Source organism: Streptomyces sp. NPDC046303 (assembly GCF_055588085.1).
Genome location: NZ_JBVJFA010000020.1, coordinates 124,306 through 144,608, shown reverse-complemented (window position 1 = coordinate 144,608; position 20,303 = coordinate 124,306). Strand labels below are relative to the sequence as shown.

Genomic DNA, 20,303 nt, shown 5'->3' with positions numbered 1-20,303 from the left:
GGGACCCTGTGGGAGAGTAGGACGCCGCCGAACAATCATTGCGGGAAGCCCCGCACCAGCCCTTTCGGGCCCGGTGCGGGGCTTTTCTGCGTTCAGGACACGTGTGCGGTCTCCTGTAGGGTCAAGGGGCATCGAACGTCCGCATTTCTACCGTCACAGTGGAGGCCCCCGGGTGGAGGTCCAGGAGACTCGGGTTCAGACTGACCGAATTTTCACCATTCCGAACATCCTGAGCATGGCTCGCCTCGCCGGCGTGCCCCTGTTCCTGTGGCTGATCCTCGTCGAGTACGACGGGTGGGCGCTGGCCGTCCTCATGCTCAGCGGGATCAGTGACTACCTCGACGGGAAGCTCGCCCGGCGCTGGAATCAGATCAGCAAGCTCGGCCGGCTGCTGGATCCAGCCGCGGACCGGCTGTACATCCTGTCCACCCTCTTCGGTCTGACCTATCGCGAGATTCTGCCGCTGTGGCTGACGGGCGCCCTGCTCGCGCGCGAGCTGATGTTGCTGGTCATGGTGTGGATCCTGCGCCGCCACGGTTATCCGCCGCCGCAGGTCAACTTCCTCGGCAAGGCCGCGACCTTCAACCTGATGTACGCGTTCCCCTTGCTGCTGCTCAGTGACGGCACCGGTTGGTTGGCCTGGACGGGGTCAGTTTTCGGATGGGCGTTCGCGGGATGGGGTACAACCCTCTATTGGTGGGCAGGAATCCTTTACGTGGTTCAAGTCCGCCGTCTCGTGAAGGCGGACGCCACGGCCGATTGAGCCCGTCAGGCGCCGGATGACGCGGAGGAGATGCGGAATCACCGTCCGAGACGGGTGGGGTCGGCACGACCGTCATCTCTCTAGGAGGACTCTTCCGACATGAAGGCCGTCGTGATGGCCGGTGGCGAAGGTACGCGCCTTCGCCCCATGACCTCGAGCATGCCCAAACCGCTCCTGCCGGTGGCGAACCGGCCGATCATGGAGCACGTACTGCGGCTGCTCAAGCGGCATGGGCTCAGCGAGACCGTGGTCACCGTGCAGTTCCTGGCGTCACTCGTCAAGAACTACTTCGGAGATGGCGAAGAGCTCGGAATGGAGCTCACCTATGCCAACGAGGAGAAGCCACTCGGCACCGCCGGCAGTGTGAAGAACGCCGAGGAAGCCCTGAAGGACGACGCCTTCGTCGTGATTTCCGGCGATGCGCTCACCGACTTCGACCTCACCGACCTGATCCGCTTCCACAAGGAGAAGGGCGCACTGGTCACGGTGTGCCTGACCCGGGTGCCGAACCCGCTCGAATTCGGCATCACGATCGTGGACGAGGAGGGCAAGGTAGAGCGGTTCCTGGAGAAGCCGACCTGGGGCCAGGTCTTCTCCGACACCGTCAACACCGGCATCTACGTCATGGAGCCCGAGGTCTTCGACTACGTCGACCCGGACGTCTCCGTCGACTGGTCCGGCGACGTGTTCCCCCAGCTCATGAAGGAAGGCCGGCCGATCTACGGCTACGTGGCCGAGGGCTACTGGGAAGACGTCGGCACGCACGAGAGCTACGTCAAGGCCCAGGCCGACGTGCTCGAGGGCAAGGTCCAGATCGACATGGACGGCTTCGAGATCTCGCCCGGGGTGTGGATCGCCGAAGGCGCCGAGGTGAGCCCGGACGCGGTGCTGCGCGGGCCCCTGTACATCGGGGACTACGCCAAGATCGAAGCCGGGGTCGAGATCCGCGAGCACACGGTCATCGGGTCGAACGTCGTCGTCAAGAGCGGTGCCTTCCTGCACAAGGCCGTCGTCCACGACAACGTGTACATCGGACCCCACAGCAATCTCCGCGGCTGTGTCATCGGCAAGAACACCGACATCATGCGTGCCGCCCGGATCGAGGACGGCGCCGTCATCGGGGACGAGTGCCTCGTCGGCGAGGAATCGATCGTCCAGGGCAATGTGCGCGTCTACCCCTTCAAGACGATCGAGGCCGGCGCCTTCGTCAACACGTCGGTCATCTGGGAGTCGCGCGGACAGGCACACCTGTTCGGAGCGCGCGGGGTCTCCGGCATCCTCAACGTGGAGATCACCCCCGAACTGGTGGTGCGGCTCGCCGGCGCCTACGCGACGACCCTGAAGAAGGGAGCGACGGTCACCACCGCGCGTGACCACTCCCGAGGCGCGAGAGCGCTCAAACGGGCCGTGATCTCGGCGCTCCAGGCCAGCGCCATCAACGTGCGCGACCTGGAGAACGTACCGCTGCCCGTGGCACGGCAGCAGACCGCACGCGGCAGCGCCGGCGGGATCGTCCTGCGGACCTCGCCAGGAGTGCCCGACTCCGTCGACATCATGTTCCTCGACGAACGCGGGGCGGACCTCTCGCTCCAGCAGCAGCGCAAGCTCGACCGGGTGTACGCGCGCCAGGAGTACCGGCGGGCCTTCCCCGGCGAGATCGGTGACCTCCAGTTCCCGGGCAGTGTCTTCGACGCCTACACCGGTTCGCTGCTGCGGCGGGTCGACATCAGCGGGATCGCCGACGCCGGGCTCAAGGTCGTCGTGGACGCCTCCAACGGCAGTGCCGGGCTCGTCCTGCCCAGCCTCCTGGGCCGGCTCGGCGTGGACGCGCTGACGATCAATCCCGGGCTCGACGAGTCCAGGCCCACGGAGAGCGCCGAGTCCCGGCGGGCCGGACTGGTACGGCTCGGGGAGATCGTCGCCTCGGCGCGGGCAGCCTTCGGCGTGCGCTTCGACCCGGTCGGAGAGCGGATCTCCCTGGTGGACGAGCGCGGCCGGATCATCGAGGACGACCGGGCGCTGCTCGTCATGCTCGACCTGGTGGCCGCCGCCAAGCGCAGCGGCAAGGTCGCGCTGCCGGTGACCACCACGCGCATCGCCGAGCAGGTGGCCGCGTACCACGGCACGCAGGTGGAGTGGACGACGACCTCGCCCGACGACCTGACGCGGGTGGGCCGTGCGGAGAACACCATCTTCGGCGGCGACGGTCGCGGCGGGTTCATCGTGCCGGAGTTCAGCAGCGTCTTTGACGGGGCCGCGGCCTTCGTGCAGCTGCTCGGGCTGGTGGCACGTACGCAGCTCACCCTCAGCCAGATAGACGCCAGGATTCCGCGGGCGCACGTGCTCAAGCGGGACGTGCCGACCCCGTGGGCGGTGAAGGGGCTCGTGATGCGCCGGGTCGTGGAGGCCGCGGGCGACCGGCAGGTGGACACCACCGACGGGGTGCGGGTCGTGGAGGCCGACGGGCGCTGGGCGCTGGTCCTGCCGGATCCGGCCGAGGCGGTCACCCACCTGTGGGCCGAAGGCCCCGACGACGCCTCGGCGCAGGCGCTGCTCGACGAGTGGGCGGGCGTGGTGGACGGCGCCGGGCACTGAGTGCCGCGCGAAGACCCGGAGCCCGCGGGACGGGCGGGGAGGAATCCCCGCCCGTCCCGCAGGGCGGGCGCATTCGGTGTGTGCGCCGCCGACATGCGACGATGTGCGGCATGTCGCAGCCGCCCCACAACCGGAGTTCGGCGTCTCCTGCGTCCGCGCGCCCGGACGCCTCCATGTCGCTGCTGACGCACGTGATGGACCACAGTCTCGACGAGGGCTATGCGGAAGCCGCGGCCCGGCGTGAGGCGGAGGGCACGGCGGGGCTCCCGCGCACCCTCAAGGCCAAACTGGGGCTCGCCGCCGGACTCGTGCTCGCCGCCATGGTCGTCACGCTCGGTGCCGCCGAGGCGCGGATAGCGGCTCCGGTGCTGGCCAAGGAACGGCAGGAACTGATCGACCGCGTGGAGCGGGCCGATGGCCGCGCGCACGGTCTGGAGCGGGACATCGAGCGGCTGCGGGCGGACGTCGCGGACCGCCAGCGGGCCGCGCTCAAACAGCCCGGCAGCGGCCAGGGCGAGCTCGTCGCGCTGCTGTCCGGAGCCACGGAAGTGCGCGGTCCGGGGATCAAGCTGGTCGTGGACGACGCGAAGGGCGCCTCGTCGGGCGGCGGCGACGGACCGCGGGAGAGCGCAGGGTTTTCGGACACCGGGCGGGTCCGCGACCGCGACATGCAGAAGATCGTCAACGGGCTGTGGCAGTCCGGGGCGGAGGCCGTCTCCATCAACGGGCAGCGGCTGACGGCGCTGTCGGCGATCAGGGCCGCGGGTGACGCGATACTGGTCGACAACAGGCCGCTGGTGCCGCCGTACGAAGTGCTGGCGGTGGGGGACAAGAAGCGGCTCGGCACTGCTTTCCAGGACTCGGCGGACGGCCAGTACCTGCACGTGCTGCAGGAGAGCTACGGGATCCGCTACACCCTGTCCGCCGCGGACGAAGTGCGGTTGCCGGCCGCGTCGAGCCTGACCGTACGTACAGCTACAGCAGCAGAGCAGCAGAAGGGTGCATCGTGATCGCGGTACTGGGCCTCTTGGCCGGAGTGGTGGTCGGACTTCTGGTCCGGCCCGAAGTACCGGCCGTGGTGGAGCCTTATCTGCCGATCGCCGTGGTGGCGGCGCTGGACGCGGTGTTCGGTGGCCTGCGCGCGATGCTGGACGGCATCTTCGTGGACAAGGTCTTCGTGGTGTCGTTCCTGTCGAACGTGGTCGTGGCCGCGCTGATCGTCTTCCTCGGCGACAAGCTGGGGGTCGGCTCGCAGCTGTCCACGGGTGTGGTCGTGGTCCTCGGCATCCGCATCTTCTCCAATGCCGCGGCCATCCGCCGGCACGTGTTCCGGGCGTGAGGCCGATGAGTACGAATGACACTCCGCCCGAGGAACCGAACGTCCCGGAACAGCCTCTTGACAAGGGGACGGCGCCGCCGGTGACGGAGGTGCCCGAGCAAACGGGCCGGCAGCGGCTCGCGGCAGGGCTGTGGCCGCCGCGGGTGACCAGGGCCCAATTGATCGTCGCGCTGCTGCTGTTCGTCCTGGGGCTCGGGCTGGCCATCCAGGTGCGGTCGACCAGTGACTCCAGTGCGCTGCGCGGGGCCCGCCAGGAGGACCTCGTCCGGATCCTGGACGAGCTGGACGGGCGGACCAAGCGCCTGGAGGAGGAGAAGCAGCAGCTGGAAGATCAGCGCAAGGAGCTGGAGAGCAGTTCCAACCAGGCCGAGGAGGCCCGGAAGCAGACAGTGGAGAAGGAGCGTCAGCTCGGCATCCTGGCCGGTACGGTGGCGGCCCAGGGGCCCGGTATCACGCTGAAGATCACCGATCCCAAGGGCCTCGTGCGGTCCGACCAGTTGCTGGACACCCTTCAGGAGCTGCGGGCGGCGGGGGCCGAGGCGATCCAGATCAACGGGGTGCGCGTGGTGGCGGGCTCGTACTTCTCGGAGGAGAGCGGCGGGGTCGGGATCGACGGTACGAAGATCACACAGCCCTACGAGTTCAGGGTGATCGGAAAGCCGCAGGACCTGGAGCCCGCGCTCAACATCCCGGGCGGTGTCGTCCAGACGCTGGAAAAGGAACAGGCCACCGTCGTCGTCACACGACCGGCGAAGATCGTTGTGGATGCCTTGCGGGCTGCGAAGCAGCCTGACTACGCTCGGTCGTCATCGTGAGGATGCGGAGCGGAGAGTGGAGCGGCTCACGCGGGCGGACGCCTGCGGGGGGTCGGCGCACCGAAGTCGCGGTGCGTGGTGGAAACTGTCTGGTGGTTACGGACGTTGTGAGGATGTCCGGGTCGGCAGGTGTGTGCATTCGGAGTTCGTCCTGCCCCACGGGCGGGTCTGTTTCGGTCAAGGGGAATCGCCCGTGAAGTTGTTTGAGAAGCTGTTCGGCAAGAAGAACCGCGAGGAAAGCGGTCCGGCACGTCACCGTGCCGGGCACGGCGATGCGGAGGGGCAGGGCGACCGGCCGCTCTTCCGTGACGAGGTCGCGGGCGGGGGTGACATTCCGGGCGCGCACGGCGCGTCGTCCGTTGACCCCGCCGGTACCGGACGCATAGGTTTCGGTGAACCGTCAACCTCAAGTGCGGGTGGAGGGTTTGCCCCCGATCCGTATGCCACCAATGCCTCCGCGGGGCAGCCGCGGCGCGAGGAGCCGTCCATGTCGGCCGAGCAGGTTTGCAGCAGGTGCGGACACCGCAGCGATGCGGCCAGCCGGTTCTGCTCCAACTGCGGAGCGCCGCTGCGGGCGGGTCTGACGCCGGAGCGTGCCTCGGAGACCACGTCCACCATTTCGATCTCGGGCCTCGAGGCCTACGAGGCCGAGGTGTCGGGACAACAGCACGTGTCGTCCTCGCTGTCCCCCGAGGCCCAGGCCGCGGTGGAAGCGCTGCCGCCCGGTTCCGCCCTGCTCATCGTGCGGCGCGGTCCCAACTCCGGCAGCCGCTTCCTGCTGGACGGTGAGCTGACCACGGCGGGCCGGCACCCGCAGAGCGACATCTTCCTGGACGACGTCACCGTCTCCCGGCGCCATGTCGAATTCCGCAGGAGCCCGGAAGGCGGCTTCACCGTCGCCGACGTCGGCAGCCTCAACGGCACGTACGTGAACCGTGAACCGATCGACTCCGTGGCGCTGCACAACGGCGACGAGGTGCAGATCGGCAAGTACCGGATGGTCTTCTACGCGAGCCTGCGGGGCGTCTGACCTCTCCGACTCCGTACGGGGGCACCCCCATCAAGGGAAGGTTCCATGCTGCGTACCCCTACTGGTGGTGCCCCGAAGAACGGCATCGCCGGCGCCGCCGGATCGGCCGGGCGGCTGGTGAGCATCGGCACGGTGCTCACCACGCTGCGTGACGAGTTCCCCGACGTCACGATCTCGAAGATCCGTTTCCTGGAGGCGGAGGGGCTCGTCGAGCCCCGGCGCACTCCGTCCGGATACCGCAAGTTCAGCACCGAGGACGTCGAGCGCCTCGCGCACATCCTGCGTCTCCAGCGGGATCACTACCTGCCGCTGAAAGTCATCCGCGAGCAGCTCGACGCCCTGGCCCGCGGTGAGCAGATCCGCATCCCGGCGCCCACGCCGCACGGGGAGTCCGTCGATCCCGCGGGCCCCGCGGCCGTCTACGGGGAGGTGGGCCGCGAGCGGCCCACCGTGGCCCGGGTGGGCCGTGCCGAGCTGATCGAGGCCGCCGGAGTGGACGAGGCGCAGCTGGTCGAGTGGGAGTCCTACGGGCTGCTCGCCGAGGCGCCGGGCGGCGGATTCGACGCCGAGGCGGTCACGGTGGCCCGGCTGGTGGCGGACCTGGGGCGGTTCGGGCTGGAGCCGCGGCACCTGCGGGCGATGAAGGCCGCCGCGGACCGGGAGGCCGGCCTGGTGGAGCAGGTCGTGGCGCCCCTGCGGCGGCACCGCAACCCCCAGACCAGGGCGCATGCGGAAGCCACGATGAAGGAGCTCGCAGGGCTCTCCGTACGGCTCCACGAGGCCTTGGTACAGACCGCCCTCGGGGTCCGGCTGCCGTGAGAGAGGGGCCCCGACTACCCAAACCTGCCGGGCAGGTCCTAGGGTTGCTGTGTGAACGAGCTCGACGTTGTGGGTGTCCGGGTGGAAATGCCCTCCAACCAACCGATCGTGCTCCTGCGTGAAGTGGGAGGCGACCGGTACCTCCCCATCTGGATCGGTCCTGGGGAGGCGACCGCCATTGCCTTCGCGCAGCAGGGAATGGCGCCTGCCCGACCGCTGACGCACGACCTGTTCAAGGACGTGCTGGAGGCGATCGGCGAGGAGCTCACCGAGGTCCGGATCACGGATCTGCGGGAGGGCGTGTTCTACGCGGAGCTCGTCTTCGCCAGCGGGGTCGAGGTGAGCGCGCGGCCGTCCGACGCCATAGCGCTGGCCCTGCGCACCGGGACGCCGATCTACGGCAGTGACGGTGTGCTCGACGACGCCGGGATCGCGATTCCGGACGAGCAGGAGGACGAGGTGGAGAAGTTCCGCGAGTTCCTCGACCAGATCTCGCCCGAGGACTTCGGTACCGGCCCGCAGTGAGGCGCCGGCCGCGTCGGCCGCGTCGTCCACCGGGAACTGTCAGCCCATTCGAGTAGCCTTTCCCCGCAAAGGGATACGGGAAACCACTCTCAGGGTGATTATCACTCGGCGTGCCGAGTGTGGCGATCGTTGACGCACCCCGGGTGACTGCCTACCTTCAAGGTGGCAGGTCAAGGACGGAGGGTCGGCGTGAGGATCACGGGCGACGGTACGACCGGGGGCATCCCCGCACGGAGTGACGGTGGACCGTACCCGCTGCACGGCGGTGCGGTCGGTCCCGCGCGCCGTCAGCCGGAGTCGACGCCGGTCGGACCGGTGAGCGGCGACCCGGCGCCCGAGCAGATCGGCTACCGCGGGCCGACGGCCTGCGCCGCGGCCGGCATCACCTACCGGCAGCTCGACTACTGGGCGCGGACGGGGCTGGTGGAGCCGAGCGTGCGCCCCGCCTACGGTTCGGGGACGCAGCGGCTGTACAGCTTCCGCGACGTGGTGGTCCTCAAGATCGTCAAGCGCTTCCTGGACACCGGAGTGGCGCTGCAGAACATCCGTACGGCCGTGCAGCACTTGCGCGACCGGGGGTTCTCGGACCTCGAGCGGATGACCCTGATGAGCGACGGCGCCACCGTGTACGAGTGCACCTCGCCGGACCAGGTCGTGAGCCTGCTCCAGGGCGGCCAGGGCGTCTTCGGCATCGCCGTGGGCGTGGTGTGGCGCGACGTGGAGAGCGCCCTGTCGCAGCTGCACGGGGAGCGGGTGGACACCGGCGAGACGCTCGTCGGGCACAACCCCGCGGACGAACTGGCCGCCCGCCGCAACCGGGCCGGCTGAGCCGGGCCGGTCGAATGTCAGTCCCGTAGGGCAGCATCGGGCATGTGAGAGCCGCGCCGACCATCCTGCATCTGGACATGGACGCCTTCTACGCGTCCGTGGAGCAGGCGTCGAAGCCGAGCCTGCGGGGCAAGGCCGTCATCGTGGGCGGGCTCGGACCGCGCGGGGTCGTCGCCACCGCCTCGTACGAGGCCAGGCGGTTCGGGGTGCACTCGGCGATGCCGATGGCGCAGGCGCGGCGGCTCTGTCCGAACGGCGCCTACCTGATTCCGCGCTTCACGCTCTACCGGCAGGTCAGCGACGTGGTGATGGCCCTGCTGCGGGAGCTGTCGCCGCTGGTGGAGCCGCTCAGCCTGGACGAGGCCTTCGTGGACCTGGAGGCGGGCGGGGTCGCCTTCGACTCGCGCACCGCCCGGGCCACCGGGGAGCGGCTGCGGGCGGACATCAGGGCCGCGACGGGGCTCAGCGGGTCGGTGGGGCTGGCCGGGTCCAAGATGCTCGCCAAGGTGGCGTCCGAGGAGGCCAAGCCGGCGGGGCTGCTGCTGATCGAGCCGGGGACCGAGCGCGCGCTCCTCGCGCCGATGTCGGTGCGGACGCTGCCCGGGGTGGGTCCGGCCACCGGTGAGCACCTGCGCCGGGCCGGGATCACCACCGTGGGGGACCTGGCGGAGGCCGGGGAGGACGAGCTCGTGCGGATGCTCGGGCGCTCGCACGGGGTGGGGCTGTACCGGATGGCGCTGGGCATCGACGAGCGGCCGGTGGTCGCGGAGCGGGACGCGAAGTCGGTGTCGGTGGAGGACACCTTCGACGTGGACCTGCACGACCGGGTGCGGATCAGGACCGAGGTGCAGCGGCTGGCGGACCGGTGCGTGCAGCGGCTGCGCGGCTCCGGGCACTCGGGGCGCACGATCGTGCTGAAGGTGCGCAGGTACGACTTCTCGACGCTCACGCGCTCAGAGACCCTGCGGGGGCCCACGGACGACCCGGCGGTGGTGCGCGAGGCGGCGGCGCGGCTGCTGGAGGGCGTGGACACCACGGGCGGGGTGCGGCTGCTGGGCGTGGGGGTGACCGGGCTGGCGGACTACACGCAGGAGGACCTGTTCGCCCAGTCGCTCGCCGCCGAGCCGCAGGGGCAGGCGGGAGGGGTCGCTGGGGCGGAGGGGGCCGCCGAGCCCGGTGAGGCCGGCGGGGCCGCCACCGGGGGTCTGGAGGGTGTGGAGGGTGCGGAGCCTTCCGGAGGGCCCGGGGGCCCGCAGGCCGCTCCCGAGCGGCGCTGGGCGGCCGGGAGCGACGTACGGCACGCGGTGTACGGACCGGGGTGGGTGCAGGGGAGCGGGGTGGGGCGGGTGACCGTACGGTTCGAGCAGCCCGGATCGGAGGTCGGCCGGGTGCGGACCTTCCGGGTGGACGACCCCGAGCTGGAGCCGTCGGATCCGCTGCCGCTGGTGGGGGAGGAGCCGCCTGCCGGCCCCTAGCCCTCGTCGCCCGCCAGGTTGCCGAAGTCGCGGTGGAACTCGCTGGGCAGGGTCACGTCCAGGCCGTAGTGGTGGTAGAGCTGCAGCTCCTGTTCGGGGGAGAGGTGGCGGCCGACGCCGAAGTCGGGGGCGTCCTTGATCAGGGAGCGGTCGAAGGGCACCCGCAGGGTGTCGCCGACCATCTCGCTCGGCTCCAGGGGGACGAAGGCGTCCCGGCTGAACAGGCCGGTCCGGACCGCTGCCCATTCCGGAACGCCCGTGGCGTCGTCGAGGTAGACCTCGTCGATGGTGCCGATCTTGGTGCCGTTGCGGTCGAACGCCTTGCGGCCGATCAGGCTGCGCGGATCGATGTCGGTCTGCACGGTCCCTCCAAATGGTCGCAACTCCTCCGTAATGACTACAGAAGGGCATATTGGGAAAGCAGGCCACTCGGGGAGTGCCCAGATCCTCGCTGGTAGGCTGGGTGATGGCTGTCGACCCTGTGCGGGAGAGTCCTCCGAGTGAACGAGACGGAGGCGCCGAAGGAGCAAATCCTCCCCGGAATCTCTCAGGCATACGTACCGCACGGACGAGGCCACTCTGGAAAGCAGGGGCGGGTACCGGGCGCGCAGTGCCGGTTCCCCTCCTCACCGACGGTGAAAGCCGGTTCTCTCGAGCGACCCTCGGGCGGCCGGTGAAACTCTCAGGTTGAGATGACAGAGGGGGAGGCCGTCCGGGTGCCCGCGCCGTGGTGCCCCTCGCAGGTCATATGACCAGGAGGCCTCCGTAATGACCGCCAACCGCATTCCGCTCTCCCAGCTGGAGCGAGGCATCCCCTTCGAGCAGCGCCACATCGGCCCGGATGCCGAGGCGCAGGCGAAGATGCTCGCCCAGGTGGGCTACGGCTCCCTGGACGAACTGACCGCCGCCGCGGTCCCGGATGTCATCAAGACCGCCGAAGCGCTCAACCTGCCCGAGGCGCGGACCGAGGCCGAGGTGCTCGCCGAGCTGCGCTCGCTCGCCGACCGCAACCAGGTCCTCTCCTCGATGATCGGCCTCGGCTACTACGGCACCTTCACGCCGCCGGTGATCCTGCGCAACGTGATGGAGAACCCCGCCTGGTACACGGCCTACACGCCGTACCAGCCCGAGATCTCGCAGGGCCGCCTCGAGGCGCTGCTGAACTTCCAGACCGTCGTCGCCGACCTCACCGGGCTGCCGACCTCCGGTGCCTCGCTGCTCGACGAGGGCACCGCGGCCGCCGAGGCCATGTCGCTCGCCCGCCGCGTGGGCAAGGTCAAGGACGGCGTCTTCCTGATCGACGCGGACGCCCTGCCGCAGACCGTCGCCGTGATCGAGACCCGCGCCGAGCCGACCGGTGTCGAGGTCGTCGTCGCCGACCTGAGCGAGGGCATTCCGGCCGAGATCGCCGAGCGCGGTGTCTTCGGCGTGCTGCTCCAGTACCCCGGCGCCTCCGGTGCCGTGCGGGACATCAAGCCGCTGATCGACCAGGCGCACGAGCTCGGTGCCATCGTCACCGTCTCGGCCGACCTGCTCGCGCTGACCCTGCTGACCTCCCCGGGCGAGCTGGGCGCCGACATCGCCGTCGGCACCACGCAGCGCTTCGGCGTCCCGATGGGCTTCGGCGGCCCGCACGCCGGCTACATGGCCGTCCAGGCCAAGCACGCGCGCTCCCTGCCGGGCCGCCTCGTCGGCGTCTCCGTGGACGCGGACGGCAACAAGGCGTACCGCCTGGCGCTGCAGACCCGCGAGCAGCACATCCGCCGTGAGAAGGCCACCAGCAACATCTGCACCGCGCAGGTGCTGCTCGCCGTCATGGCCGCCATGTACGCCGTCTACCACGGTCCGGACGGCCTGCGGACGATCGCCCGCCGCACCCACCGCTACGCCGCCCTGCTCGCCGCGGGCCTGCGGGCCGGCGGGGTCGAGATCGTGCACGGCGCGTACTTCGACACGATCACGGCCCGGGTCCCGGGCCGCGCGGCCGAGGTCGTCGCCGCCGCCCGCGAGGGCGGGGTCAACCTGTACCGGGTCGACGCCGACCACGTCTCCGTCGCCTGCGACGAGACCACGCTGCGCGCGGACGTCGAGGCCGTCTGGGCCGCGTTCGGCGTCAGCGCGGACATCGAGGCGCTGGACGAGACCACGGCGGACACCCTGCCCGAGGGCCTGCTGCGCTCGGACGACTACCTGACCCACCCGGTCTTCCACCAGCACCGCTCCGAGACCGCGATGCTGCGCTACCTGCGCAAGCTCTCGGACAAGGACTACGCGCTGGACCGCGGCATGATCCCGCTGGGCTCCTGCACCATGAAGCTCAACGCGACCACCGAGATGGAGCCGGTGACCTGGCCCGAGTTCGGCCAGCTGCACCCGTTCGCCCCGGTGGAGCAGGCCGAGGGGTACCTCACGCTCATCAACGAGCTGGAGGAACGTCTCTGCGAGGTCACCGGCTACGACAAGGTCTCCATCCAGCCGAACGCCGGCTCGCAGGGTGAGCTCGCCGGTCTGCTGGCCGTCCGCGCCTACCACCGCGCGAACGGCGACGAGCAGCGCACCGTCTGCCTCATCCCGTCCTCCGCGCACGGCACCAACGCCGCCAGCGCCGTGATGGCCGGCATGAAGGTCGTCGTCGTCAAGACCGCCGACGACGGCGAGGTGGACGCGGACGACCTGCGCGCCAAGATCGAGCAGTACCGCGACGAGCTCGCCGTGCTGATGATCACCTACCCCTCGACGCACGGTGTGTTCGAGGAGCACGTCGCCGACATCTGCGCCCAGGTACACGAGGCCGGCGGCCAGGTCTACGTGGACGGTGCCAACCTCAACGCCCTGGTGGGCCTGGCCAAGCCGGGTCACTTCGGCGGCGACGTCTCGCACCTGAACCTGCACAAGACCTTCTGCATCCCGCACGGCGGCGGCGGCCCGGGCGTCGGCCCGGTCGGTGTCCGGGCGCACCTGGCCCCGTACCTGCCGAACCACCCGCTCCAGCCGACCGCCGGTCCCGAGACGGGCGTGGGCCCGATCTCGGCGGCTCCGTGGGGTTCGGCGGGGATCCTGCCGATCTCCTGGTCGTACGTGCGCCTCATGGGCGGCGAGGGCCTCAAGCGCGCCACTCAGGTGGCGGTGCTCGGCGCCAACTACATCGCCAAGCGCCTGGAGCCGCACTACCCGGTGCTCTACACCGGCCCGGGCAACCTGGTCGCGCACGAGTGCATCATCGACCTGCGTCCGCTGTCGAAGGCGACGGGCGTGAGCGTGGACGACATCGCCAAGCGCCTGATCGACTACGGCTTCCACGCGCCGACCATGTCCTTCCCGGTCGCCGGCACGCTGATGATCGAGCCGACGGAGTCCGAGGACCTCGCCGAGATCGACCGGTTCTGCGACGCGATGATCGCGATCCGCGGCGAGATCGAGCGGGTCGCGGCCGGCGAGTGGCCGGCGGACGACAACCCGCTGGCCAACTCCCCGCACACCGCGGCGGCGCTGGGCGGCGAGTGGAACCACCCGTACACCCGTGACGAGGCCGTCTTCCCGGGCGGGGTCACGGCCGCGGAGAAGTACTGGCCGCCGGTGCGCCGCATCGACGGCGCGTTCGGCGACCGGAACCTGGTGTGCTCCTGCCCGCCGCTGGACGAGTACGACAACTGAGCTCGCGCATGAGCAAGGGGCCGGTCCGGGAGTTCTCCCGGGCCGGCCCCTTCGTCGTCGGCGCGTCGGCTGCCGCGTCGGCTAGGCGGCCCTCATCACGTGGGCCGCGGCGAGCGGGCGGTGCGGGGCGATGATCTGGCCGTCCGGCAGCAGCTCACCGGTGTCCTCGAAGAGCAGGACGCCGTTGCACAGCAGGCTCCAGCCCTGTTCCGGGTGGTTGGCCACCGGGAGCGCGGCCTCCCGGTCGGCGGATTCGGCTGACGGGCAGGCTGGCTGGTGCTGGCACATGGATGCGTTCTTTCGCTGCGGTGTGGTCTGCGTGCTACGGCTCGATGCGTCGTTCATGGCCGTCCCCCTGGGTCATCCCCGCACCCGCGGGGAGCGTGTCCTCAGTCTTCCCCCACGACAGCCGCTTCGCAGGTATTTCCCGGCAGCTGTCCTCATAGATTGATGACGCATCACTCGTGCGGGCGGTTCAGGCCAACTCCCCTGTCATTTTGGATGGTTCGGACGTGGCCCGAGCGGACTAGGCCGAATGGGTCAATCGGGTCAAGGGCGGGTTCAGGCCGCCGGCGCGGCCACCGAGGGCGGGGCCGGCGGCGCCGCGGGGGTCAGCCGGTGGGTCATGACGGGCAGCAGCTCGGAGACCGGATGCGGGCGGAACGCGGCGATGCCGGGCGGGGCCGGGGCGAGCGGGACCAGCAGGTCCTCCGCCGCGGGCAGGCCGGCGGAGGCGTCGGCGCCCACCGCGCCGTGCAGCCACAGGGTCAGCATGTACAGCTCGGGTACGGACAGCAGCCGCGGCTGGTACGCCGTGCCGAGCGACTCGGCCTGGCGCAGGGCCCGTTCGGTGGCCGCCACGTAGGGTCCCTCGAAGAAGTGGGAGAACACCCAGCCGTCCGGGGTGAGCCGGGTGTCGGCGGCCGCGACGTAGCGGTCCCCGCTGCGGATGAGGAAGCGCCAGCCGGTGAGGCGGGTACGGGGCGGCCTGCCGCCGGACGCCCGGTCCGAGAGGTTCAACCGGTCGAGGACGTGGACCGGAAGGGGGAGTTCGGCGGTCACCGGCCCCTGGAGGGCGCGCAGGGCGGGAGTGTGTGCCTCGTGGACGGCGGTGGGGGAGCCGAGAGCCGCGAGGACGCTGCGCAGGGCGGGCGCGGGGGCCGGGGGGACATGCAGCGGCATGGTGGGTCGCCTCTCACTTGGGAGACCTGTGGAACGGGGGCAGGTGCGGACGGCGCTGTCGCATTCTGGGGCCAGAGGGGGGCTGAGGGGCAATGGCCGCGCGCCAACTCTCTGCCTCGTTTGCGGAGTTTATACGACATGTGTTCACGCAGTGTTTCGGCTAGCTGTCCCGCCTATTGCCGACAAGGCGCTTACCGGTCCCGCTGACATGGCATTCATGCCGGATGGGCGTGAACATTCCGCCCTGACCTCGGAGGTTACCGGAAAGGCGCTCGGCTGGAAAGCATCGGTTATCCGGAACGGGCAAAGTCGACGCGGAATGTGCACGAGCCGCCTTGCCAGGTGAATGTGCCAAAACGCCTGTCGGCCAAACCGGCGTGCGCTCCTCGCCACGCACGCCCCCTCCGCGTTATGGATCGCGCTGCCGGGGCATCATCGACCGTACATGCGCGCCTGGGCGCACCGGGCCAGGCCCGCTCGAGGGAGGGACGCTTCGATGGGGGAGAAGGTCGTGGCAGGCGGATTCGACCTGTCCGATCGGCAGCGGTACCGAAGGAAGCTGCACGAGTGCCTGGAGGGACTGGAGCGACTTCTGGCGGAGAAGAGGTTCGATCGCCCCAAGAACATGATGGGACTGGAGATCGAGCTGAATCTCGCGGGCGCCGACGGCTTGCCGAGAATGGTGAATGCCCAGGTGCTGGAGCGGATTGCGAGCCCTGATTTCCAGACCGAACTCGGAATGTTCAACCTGGAGGTGAACGTCCTTCCGCACCGTCTCGGCGGCCGGGTATTCGATCAGCTCGCGGAGGAACTCAGCGCGGGTCTGGGATATGCCCACCGGCAGGCCGCGGAGATCGAGGCCGGGGTGGTGATGATCGGTATTCTCCCGACGATCACCCGCGAGGACCTGGTCACGGCCAACCTCTCGGCGGTCGACCGCTACTCGCTGCTGAACGAGCAGATCCTGATGATGCGCGGAGAGGACTTCACCCTCGACATCGACGGCGTCGAGCGGCTGGTGTGGAACACCGGGTCGATCGTCCCGGAGGCCGCCTGCACCTCCGTACAGCTGCACCTCCAGGTGACCCCGGCGCGGTTCGCGGACGTGTGGAACGCGGCTCAGGCGGTGGTCGCCGCACAGATAGCCGTGGGCGCGAACTCGCCGTTCCTGTTCGGGCGCGAGCTGTGGCGGGAGTCCCGCCCGCCGCTGTTCACCCAGGCCACCGACACCCGGCCGCCCGAGCTCCAGGCGCAAGGCGTGCGGCCGCGCACCTGGTTCGGCGAGCGCTGGGTGGACTCGGCGTACGAGCTGTTCGCGGAGAACGTCCGCTACTTCCCCGCCCTGCTGCCCATCTGCGACGAGGAGGAGCCGCTGCGGGTGCTCGCCGAGGGCGGGGTGCCCGGGCTCCAGGAGCTGGTCCTGCACAACGGCACCGTCTACCGGTGGAACCGGCCCGTGTACGGGGTCGCCGACGGGGTGCCGCACCTGAGGGTCGAGAACCGGGTGCTGCCGGCCGGGCCCACGGTCGCCGACGTCGTCGCCAACGCCGCCTTCTACTACGGGCTGGTGCGCACCCTCGCCGACGAGCCGCGCCCGGTGTGGACCCGGCTGCCCTTCGCCGAGGCGGAGGCCAACTTCGACGCGGCCTGCCGGTACGGGATCGACGCGCGGCTGCGCTGGCCGCGCCGGGGCCGGGCCGGGGGGCTGGCCAGCGTGCCCGCCGTCCGGCTGGTCCTGGACGAGCTGCTGCCGATGGCCGCGGCCGGCCTGGACGCCTGGGGCATCGAGCCCGCGGACCGGGACCGCTACCTCGGCATCATCGAGGAGCGCTGCCGACGGCGGGTGAACGGGGCGACCTGGCAGGTGGACACCTACCACCGGGCGCTCGCCTCCGGGCTCGACCGCAACGCGGCACTGGCGGCGACCACGCGGCGCTACAGCGAGCTGATGCACAAGGGCGACCCCGTGCACACCTGGCCCGTCGGATGGGAGGACGCGGAAGCGCCCGCCGGACGCTGAGCCCCCCCGTGCCGCCCGGCCCGCCCGCCGAGGAGGCAGTATGGGGTGGTCGCAACGGAATGGCAGGACGGGAGTCGGGCGTGCGGGCGGAGCCGGAGCCGGTGGTCGTGGAGCTGGACACGGACGGGCCGCGGCGTCTCCTGCGCACCGAGACCCTGCTCGTCCTGGCGCTGTCGCTGGGGGCGAGCGGGGTCTCGGCGCTCATCAGCTTCATCGGCTCGCTCACCAAGCCGGGCGGGCTCAAGGACCAGGCCGCCACGCTCAACGGCTCGTACGCTCCCGGCCGGCCCTGGCTGGACCTGGCCTGGCAGCTGTTCGGCATCGCGACCGCACTGGTCCCCGTCCTGCTGGTGGCGCACCTGTTGACCCGTGAGGGCGCGCCGGGGCTGCGGGTGCTGGGCTTCGACCGCACCCGGCCGGTGGGGGACCTGGGGCGGGGCGCGCTCGTCGCGGCCGGGATCGGCAGCGCCGGGCTGCTCTTCTACCTGGGGGCGCGGGCGGGCGGGTTCAACCTCACGGTGGTGCCGGAGGCCCTGCCCGACGTGTGGTGGAAGTTCCCCGTACTGATCCTCTCCGCGGTGCAGAACTCCGTGGTGGAGGAGGTCATCGTGCTGGCCTACCTCCTGCGGCGGCTGGACGGGCTCGGCTGGTCGCCGATGGCCGCGCTGCTGGCCAGCTCGCTGCTGCGCGGCTCCTACCACCTCTACCAGGGCATCGGCGGCTTCATCGGCAACGTGGTGATGGGCGCCGTCTTCGTCCTGGCCTACCGGCGCTGGGGCCGGGTGGGCCCCTTGATCGTCGCGCACGCTCTGCTCGACATCGTGGCCTTCGGCGGGTACGCGCTGCTCGCGGGCAAGGTGGGCTGGCTGCCGACGCCGTAGCCGGCCGGCCCGGTCAGGGGGCGGTGAGCAGTTCCCCGTCCAGGACCGTGACCGCGTGGCCGGTCAGCAGGGTGCGATCGCCCTCCAGCTTCACCCGTACGAGACCCCGGCGGGCGCCGCCCTGGAGGCCGGTCAGCTCGTTGCGGCCCAGGCGCTCGGCCCAGAAGGGGGCGAGCGCGGTGTGGGCGCTGCCGGTGACCGGGTCCTCGTCGACCCCGAAGGCCGGGAAGAAGCCGCGGGAGACGAAGTCGTACCCGCGGGAGGGGTCCTCGGCGGGCGCGGTGACGATCACCCCGCGCTTGGCGAAGGCACTCAGCGCGGCGTGGTCCGGCTGCAGTTCGCTGACCGTCTTCTCGTCGGCGAGCTCGATCAGCAGGTCCCCGATGTGGGCCGCGGTGTCGTGCACGGACAGGATCGGGGCGCCGCCGAGGGCGTGCTCCACGGCCGCGGGAGCCGCGGCCGGGGTGAGCGAGGACGTCGGGAAGTCCATGGTGATGGCCCCGTCGGCGGCGGTTTCGGCCGTGAGGATGCCGCAGCGGGCGGTGAAGCGGACCAGTCCGTCGGCCAGGCCGCTCGTGGCGAGCACGTGCGCCGTGGCGAGGGTCGCGTGCCCGCACATGTCGACCTCGGCGGCGGGGGTGAACCAGCGCAGCGCCCAGTCGGCGACCGAGCTGGGCGGCAGGGGGTGGGCGAAGGCGGTCTCGGAGAGGTTCACCTCGGAGGCGACCTGCTGGAGCCAGGCGTCCGGCGGGAACGCGGTGTCGAGGAGCAGGACCCCGGCGGGATTGCCGTGGAAGGGGCGGTCGGTGAAGGCGTCGACGATTCGGATGCGCATGGACCGACCGTAGGGCGGCTCCTCGATCACCGCCAAAGGCCAATCCGAGGTGACTGGACTGGCGCGCGACGGTTCGCTGAAGAAGTTGCCGATATATCGTTGACGCATCGTGATGGATCACCGACAGTGGAGATATCGGACAACCGATACGACGCGCAGACGGGTACGACGCGAGACGGCGCGACACGACACGGCGCGACACGACACGGCGAAGGGAGTGCAGTCATGCGTTCGCACGGACAGCACGGACAGCACGGGCGTGACCACGGATTCGAGCACGGTCGGGGCCACGGCCACTGCGGCCCCGACCGCCGGGAGGAGTTCATGGGGCGGCGCGCCGCCTTCGGACCGTTCGGGCCGCCCTTCCGCGGCGGGCCCTTCGGCGGACGCGGGGGGCAGCGGGGCCGGGCCCGGCGCGGTGACGTGCGCGCCTCGATCCTGGCGCTGCTCGCCGACCGGCCCATGCACGGCTACGAGATGATCCAGGAGATCGGCGAGCGCAGCGGGGGCTGGAAGCCCAGCCCCGGCTCGGTCTACCCGACCCTGCAGCTGCTCGAGGACGAGGGGCTCATCACCAGCGAGAGCGAGGGCGGCAAGAAGCTGTTCACCCTCACCGAGGCCGGCCGCACCGAGGCCGAGTCGGGTCCGGACGCCCCTTGGGAGGACGCCGGGCGCGGCATGGACTTCGAGGCGATGCACCAGATCAGGGCGGCCTGTGGCGGACTGGTGGACGCGTTCGGGCAGGTCTTCAAGACCGGCTCGCCCGAGCAGCGGGAAAAGGCGCTCGGCGTGATCAACGACGCCCGTAAGAAGCTCTACCTGATCCTGGCCGACGAGCACTGAGCCGGGCGGGCGCTGAGCCGCCCCCCCCGCGCAATGACGGCGCGCCCCGCGGCTGACTCGCGGGGCGCGCCGTCGTTGTGTGTGGGGGGGCGGGTGGCCGGGGGGGGGGCTCAGGCGACCACGCCGGCCAGCTTCCGCAGCGATTCGTTCAGGGCGGCGGTGGCCGAGTCCTTGAGCTTGCCCGCCATCAGGGAGACGGCCGCTCCGGTGAACTCGCCGTCGATGCGGACCGTCGTGGCCCCGCCGTCGGGGACCAGGGTGTACCGGGTCAGGACGGCCACACCCATCGGGCCCTTGCCGGTGATGGCGAAGACGCGCTCGTGCTCCAGTTCGGAGACGGTCCAGACGACCTCGGCCGGGAAGCCCATCATCTTCATGTTCTCGGCGAAGGTGGCGCCGACCGCGAGGGTCTCCGGGCCGCCCTTCGGGAAATTGGTGTGGGTCATGCTCCACTGGCCGTACGCGTCCCAGTCCGTCAGCTGGGCCCAGAGCTTCGCGGCGGACGCCTCGATGCGTGATTCCGCGGTGACTTCGGCCATGCGGCCACCCCTTCTCGTCGGGTACGTGCGGCGGAACGTAGCCCCGGCGGGCGGAACATTCAATACTGACGACCTGTCAGATATTGGAGGGGTGTACAGGTCGAGGTCTCGTCTGCATCTCAACAGGTGTCATCCCCGTGAGGCTCCTGACCGGCCCTGC

The 20,303-nt window shown here is 70.6% G+C and carries 19 protein-coding genes and 1 riboswitch; of the genes, 14 read left to right on the top strand and 5 right to left on the bottom strand.

Translation table 11 applies throughout. From position 1 onward, the window contains the following. Positions 1–172 precede the first annotated feature (172 nt). From ACZ6I1_RS22140 to ACZ6I1_RS22095, 10 genes are all read left to right on the top strand, one after another. The gene (locus tag ACZ6I1_RS22140; protein WP_469289661.1) at positions 173–763 is read left to right on the top strand and encodes a CDP-alcohol phosphatidyltransferase family protein; all 591 of its coding nucleotides are present in this window, start codon (positions 173–175) and stop codon (positions 761–763) included. Between the two features lie 99 nt (positions 764–862). Beyond that, positions 863–3,358 (top strand): sugar phosphate nucleotidyltransferase, encoded by a 2,496-nt coding sequence (locus ACZ6I1_RS22135; protein ID WP_469289659.1) that lies wholly within the window; start codon positions 863–865, stop codon positions 3,356–3,358. A 101-nt stretch (positions 3,359–3,459) separates the two neighbouring features. Further along, entirely contained in the window at positions 3,460–4,368 is a 909-nt protein-coding gene (locus ACZ6I1_RS22130) for a DUF881 domain-containing protein (RefSeq protein ID WP_469289657.1), read from the top strand. Continuing rightward, positions 4,365–4,697 carry a small basic family protein gene (locus tag ACZ6I1_RS22125; RefSeq protein ID WP_007262894.1) on the top strand — a complete coding sequence of 111 codons (333 nt, stop codon included), beginning with the start codon at positions 4,365–4,367 and terminating at the stop codon, positions 4,695–4,697. The genes ACZ6I1_RS22130 and ACZ6I1_RS22125 overlap by 4 nt, the downstream gene beginning before the upstream one ends. Positions 4,698–4,702: 5 nt before the next feature. Then, positions 4,703–5,512 carry a DUF881 domain-containing protein gene (locus tag ACZ6I1_RS22120; RefSeq protein ID WP_469289655.1) on the top strand — a complete coding sequence of 270 codons (810 nt, stop codon included), beginning with the start codon at positions 4,703–4,705 and terminating at the stop codon, positions 5,510–5,512. 85 nt (positions 5,513–5,597) lie between these two features. Beyond that, positions 5,598–6,542 carry an FHA domain-containing protein gene (locus tag ACZ6I1_RS22115; protein ID WP_469289678.1) on the top strand — a complete coding sequence of 315 codons (945 nt, stop codon included), beginning with the start codon at positions 5,598–5,600 and terminating at the stop codon, positions 6,540–6,542. Positions 6,543–6,587: 45 nt separating this feature from the next. Further along, positions 6,588–7,361, top strand: a complete 774-nt coding sequence (ftsR, locus tag ACZ6I1_RS22110; protein ID WP_469289654.1) for a transcriptional regulator FtsR — start codon at positions 6,588–6,590, stop codon at positions 7,359–7,361. Positions 7,362–7,412: 51 nt separating this feature from the next. Beyond that, a complete protein-coding gene (locus ACZ6I1_RS22105; RefSeq protein ID WP_030009777.1) occupies positions 7,413–7,886 on the top strand; it encodes a bifunctional nuclease family protein in 474 nt (157 codons plus the stop codon). A gap of 189 nt (positions 7,887–8,075) precedes the next feature. Next, the gene (locus tag ACZ6I1_RS22100; protein ID WP_469289652.1) at positions 8,076–8,714 is read left to right on the top strand and encodes a MerR family transcriptional regulator; all 639 of its coding nucleotides are present in this window, start codon (positions 8,076–8,078) and stop codon (positions 8,712–8,714) included. Between the two features lie 44 nt (positions 8,715–8,758). Beyond that, the gene (locus ACZ6I1_RS22095; protein ID WP_469289650.1) at positions 8,759–10,189 is read left to right on the top strand and encodes a DNA polymerase IV; all 1,431 of its coding nucleotides are present in this window, start codon (positions 8,759–8,761) and stop codon (positions 10,187–10,189) included. Here the strand turns inward: ACZ6I1_RS22095 and ACZ6I1_RS22090 are convergent. Continuing rightward, positions 10,186–10,551: a PRC-barrel domain-containing protein gene (locus ACZ6I1_RS22090; RefSeq protein WP_469289648.1), complete on the bottom strand. Its 366-nt coding sequence runs from the start codon at positions 10,549–10,551 to the stop codon at positions 10,186–10,188. The two genes, ACZ6I1_RS22095 and ACZ6I1_RS22090, sit on opposite strands and share 4 nt — an antisense overlap. A gap of 112 nt (positions 10,552–10,663) precedes the next feature. After that, a riboswitch (glycine riboswitch) is annotated at positions 10,664–10,762 on the top strand. 195 nt (positions 10,763–10,957) lie between these two features. Here ACZ6I1_RS22090 and gcvP point away from each other — a divergent pair. Next, a complete protein-coding gene (gene gcvP, locus ACZ6I1_RS22085) occupies positions 10,958–13,843 on the top strand; it encodes an aminomethyl-transferring glycine dehydrogenase (protein ID WP_469289646.1) in 2,886 nt (961 codons plus the stop codon). An 81-nt stretch (positions 13,844–13,924) separates the two neighbouring features. On the opposite strand, the gene ACZ6I1_RS22080 is transcribed toward gcvP, so the two are convergent. Continuing rightward, entirely contained in the window at positions 13,925–14,131 is a 207-nt protein-coding gene (locus ACZ6I1_RS22080; protein WP_469289644.1) for a DUF5999 family protein, read from the bottom strand. A gap of 273 nt (positions 14,132–14,404) precedes the next feature. Next, on the bottom strand, positions 14,405–15,025 hold the full coding sequence (locus ACZ6I1_RS22075; RefSeq protein ID WP_469289643.1) for a hypothetical protein: 621 nt from the start codon (positions 15,023–15,025) through the stop codon (positions 14,405–14,407). Between the two features lie 496 nt (positions 15,026–15,521). On the opposite strand from ACZ6I1_RS22075, the gene ACZ6I1_RS22070 reads away from it, so the two are divergent. Both ACZ6I1_RS22070 and ACZ6I1_RS22065 read left to right on the top strand, forming a co-directional pair. Then, complete coding sequence (locus ACZ6I1_RS22070) at positions 15,522–17,045, top strand: glutamate-cysteine ligase family protein (protein WP_469289641.1); 1,524 nt, start codon at positions 15,522–15,524, stop codon at positions 17,043–17,045. Positions 17,046–17,104: 59 nt separating this feature from the next. Beyond that, complete coding sequence (locus ACZ6I1_RS22065) at positions 17,105–17,926, top strand: CPBP family intramembrane glutamic endopeptidase (protein WP_469289639.1); 822 nt, start codon at positions 17,105–17,107, stop codon at positions 17,924–17,926. A gap of 13 nt (positions 17,927–17,939) precedes the next feature. Here the strand turns inward: ACZ6I1_RS22065 and ACZ6I1_RS22060 are convergent, their stop codons facing one another. After that, positions 17,940–18,761, bottom strand: coding sequence for a PhzF family phenazine biosynthesis protein (locus tag ACZ6I1_RS22060; RefSeq protein WP_469289637.1), 822 nt, complete (start codon positions 18,759–18,761; stop codon positions 17,940–17,942). A gap of 225 nt (positions 18,762–18,986) precedes the next feature. Here ACZ6I1_RS22060 and ACZ6I1_RS22055 point away from each other — a divergent pair, with 225 nt between their 5' ends. Next, positions 18,987–19,604 (top strand): PadR family transcriptional regulator, encoded by a 618-nt coding sequence (locus ACZ6I1_RS22055; protein WP_469289635.1) that lies wholly within the window; start codon positions 18,987–18,989, stop codon positions 19,602–19,604. A gap of 110 nt (positions 19,605–19,714) precedes the next feature. Here ACZ6I1_RS22055 and ACZ6I1_RS22050 read toward each other — a convergent pair whose 3' ends face one another. Further along, positions 19,715–20,143, bottom strand: a complete 429-nt coding sequence (locus ACZ6I1_RS22050; protein ID WP_469289633.1) for a type II toxin-antitoxin system Rv0910 family toxin — start codon at positions 20,141–20,143, stop codon at positions 19,715–19,717. Between the last annotated feature and the right edge of the window lie 160 nt (positions 20,144–20,303).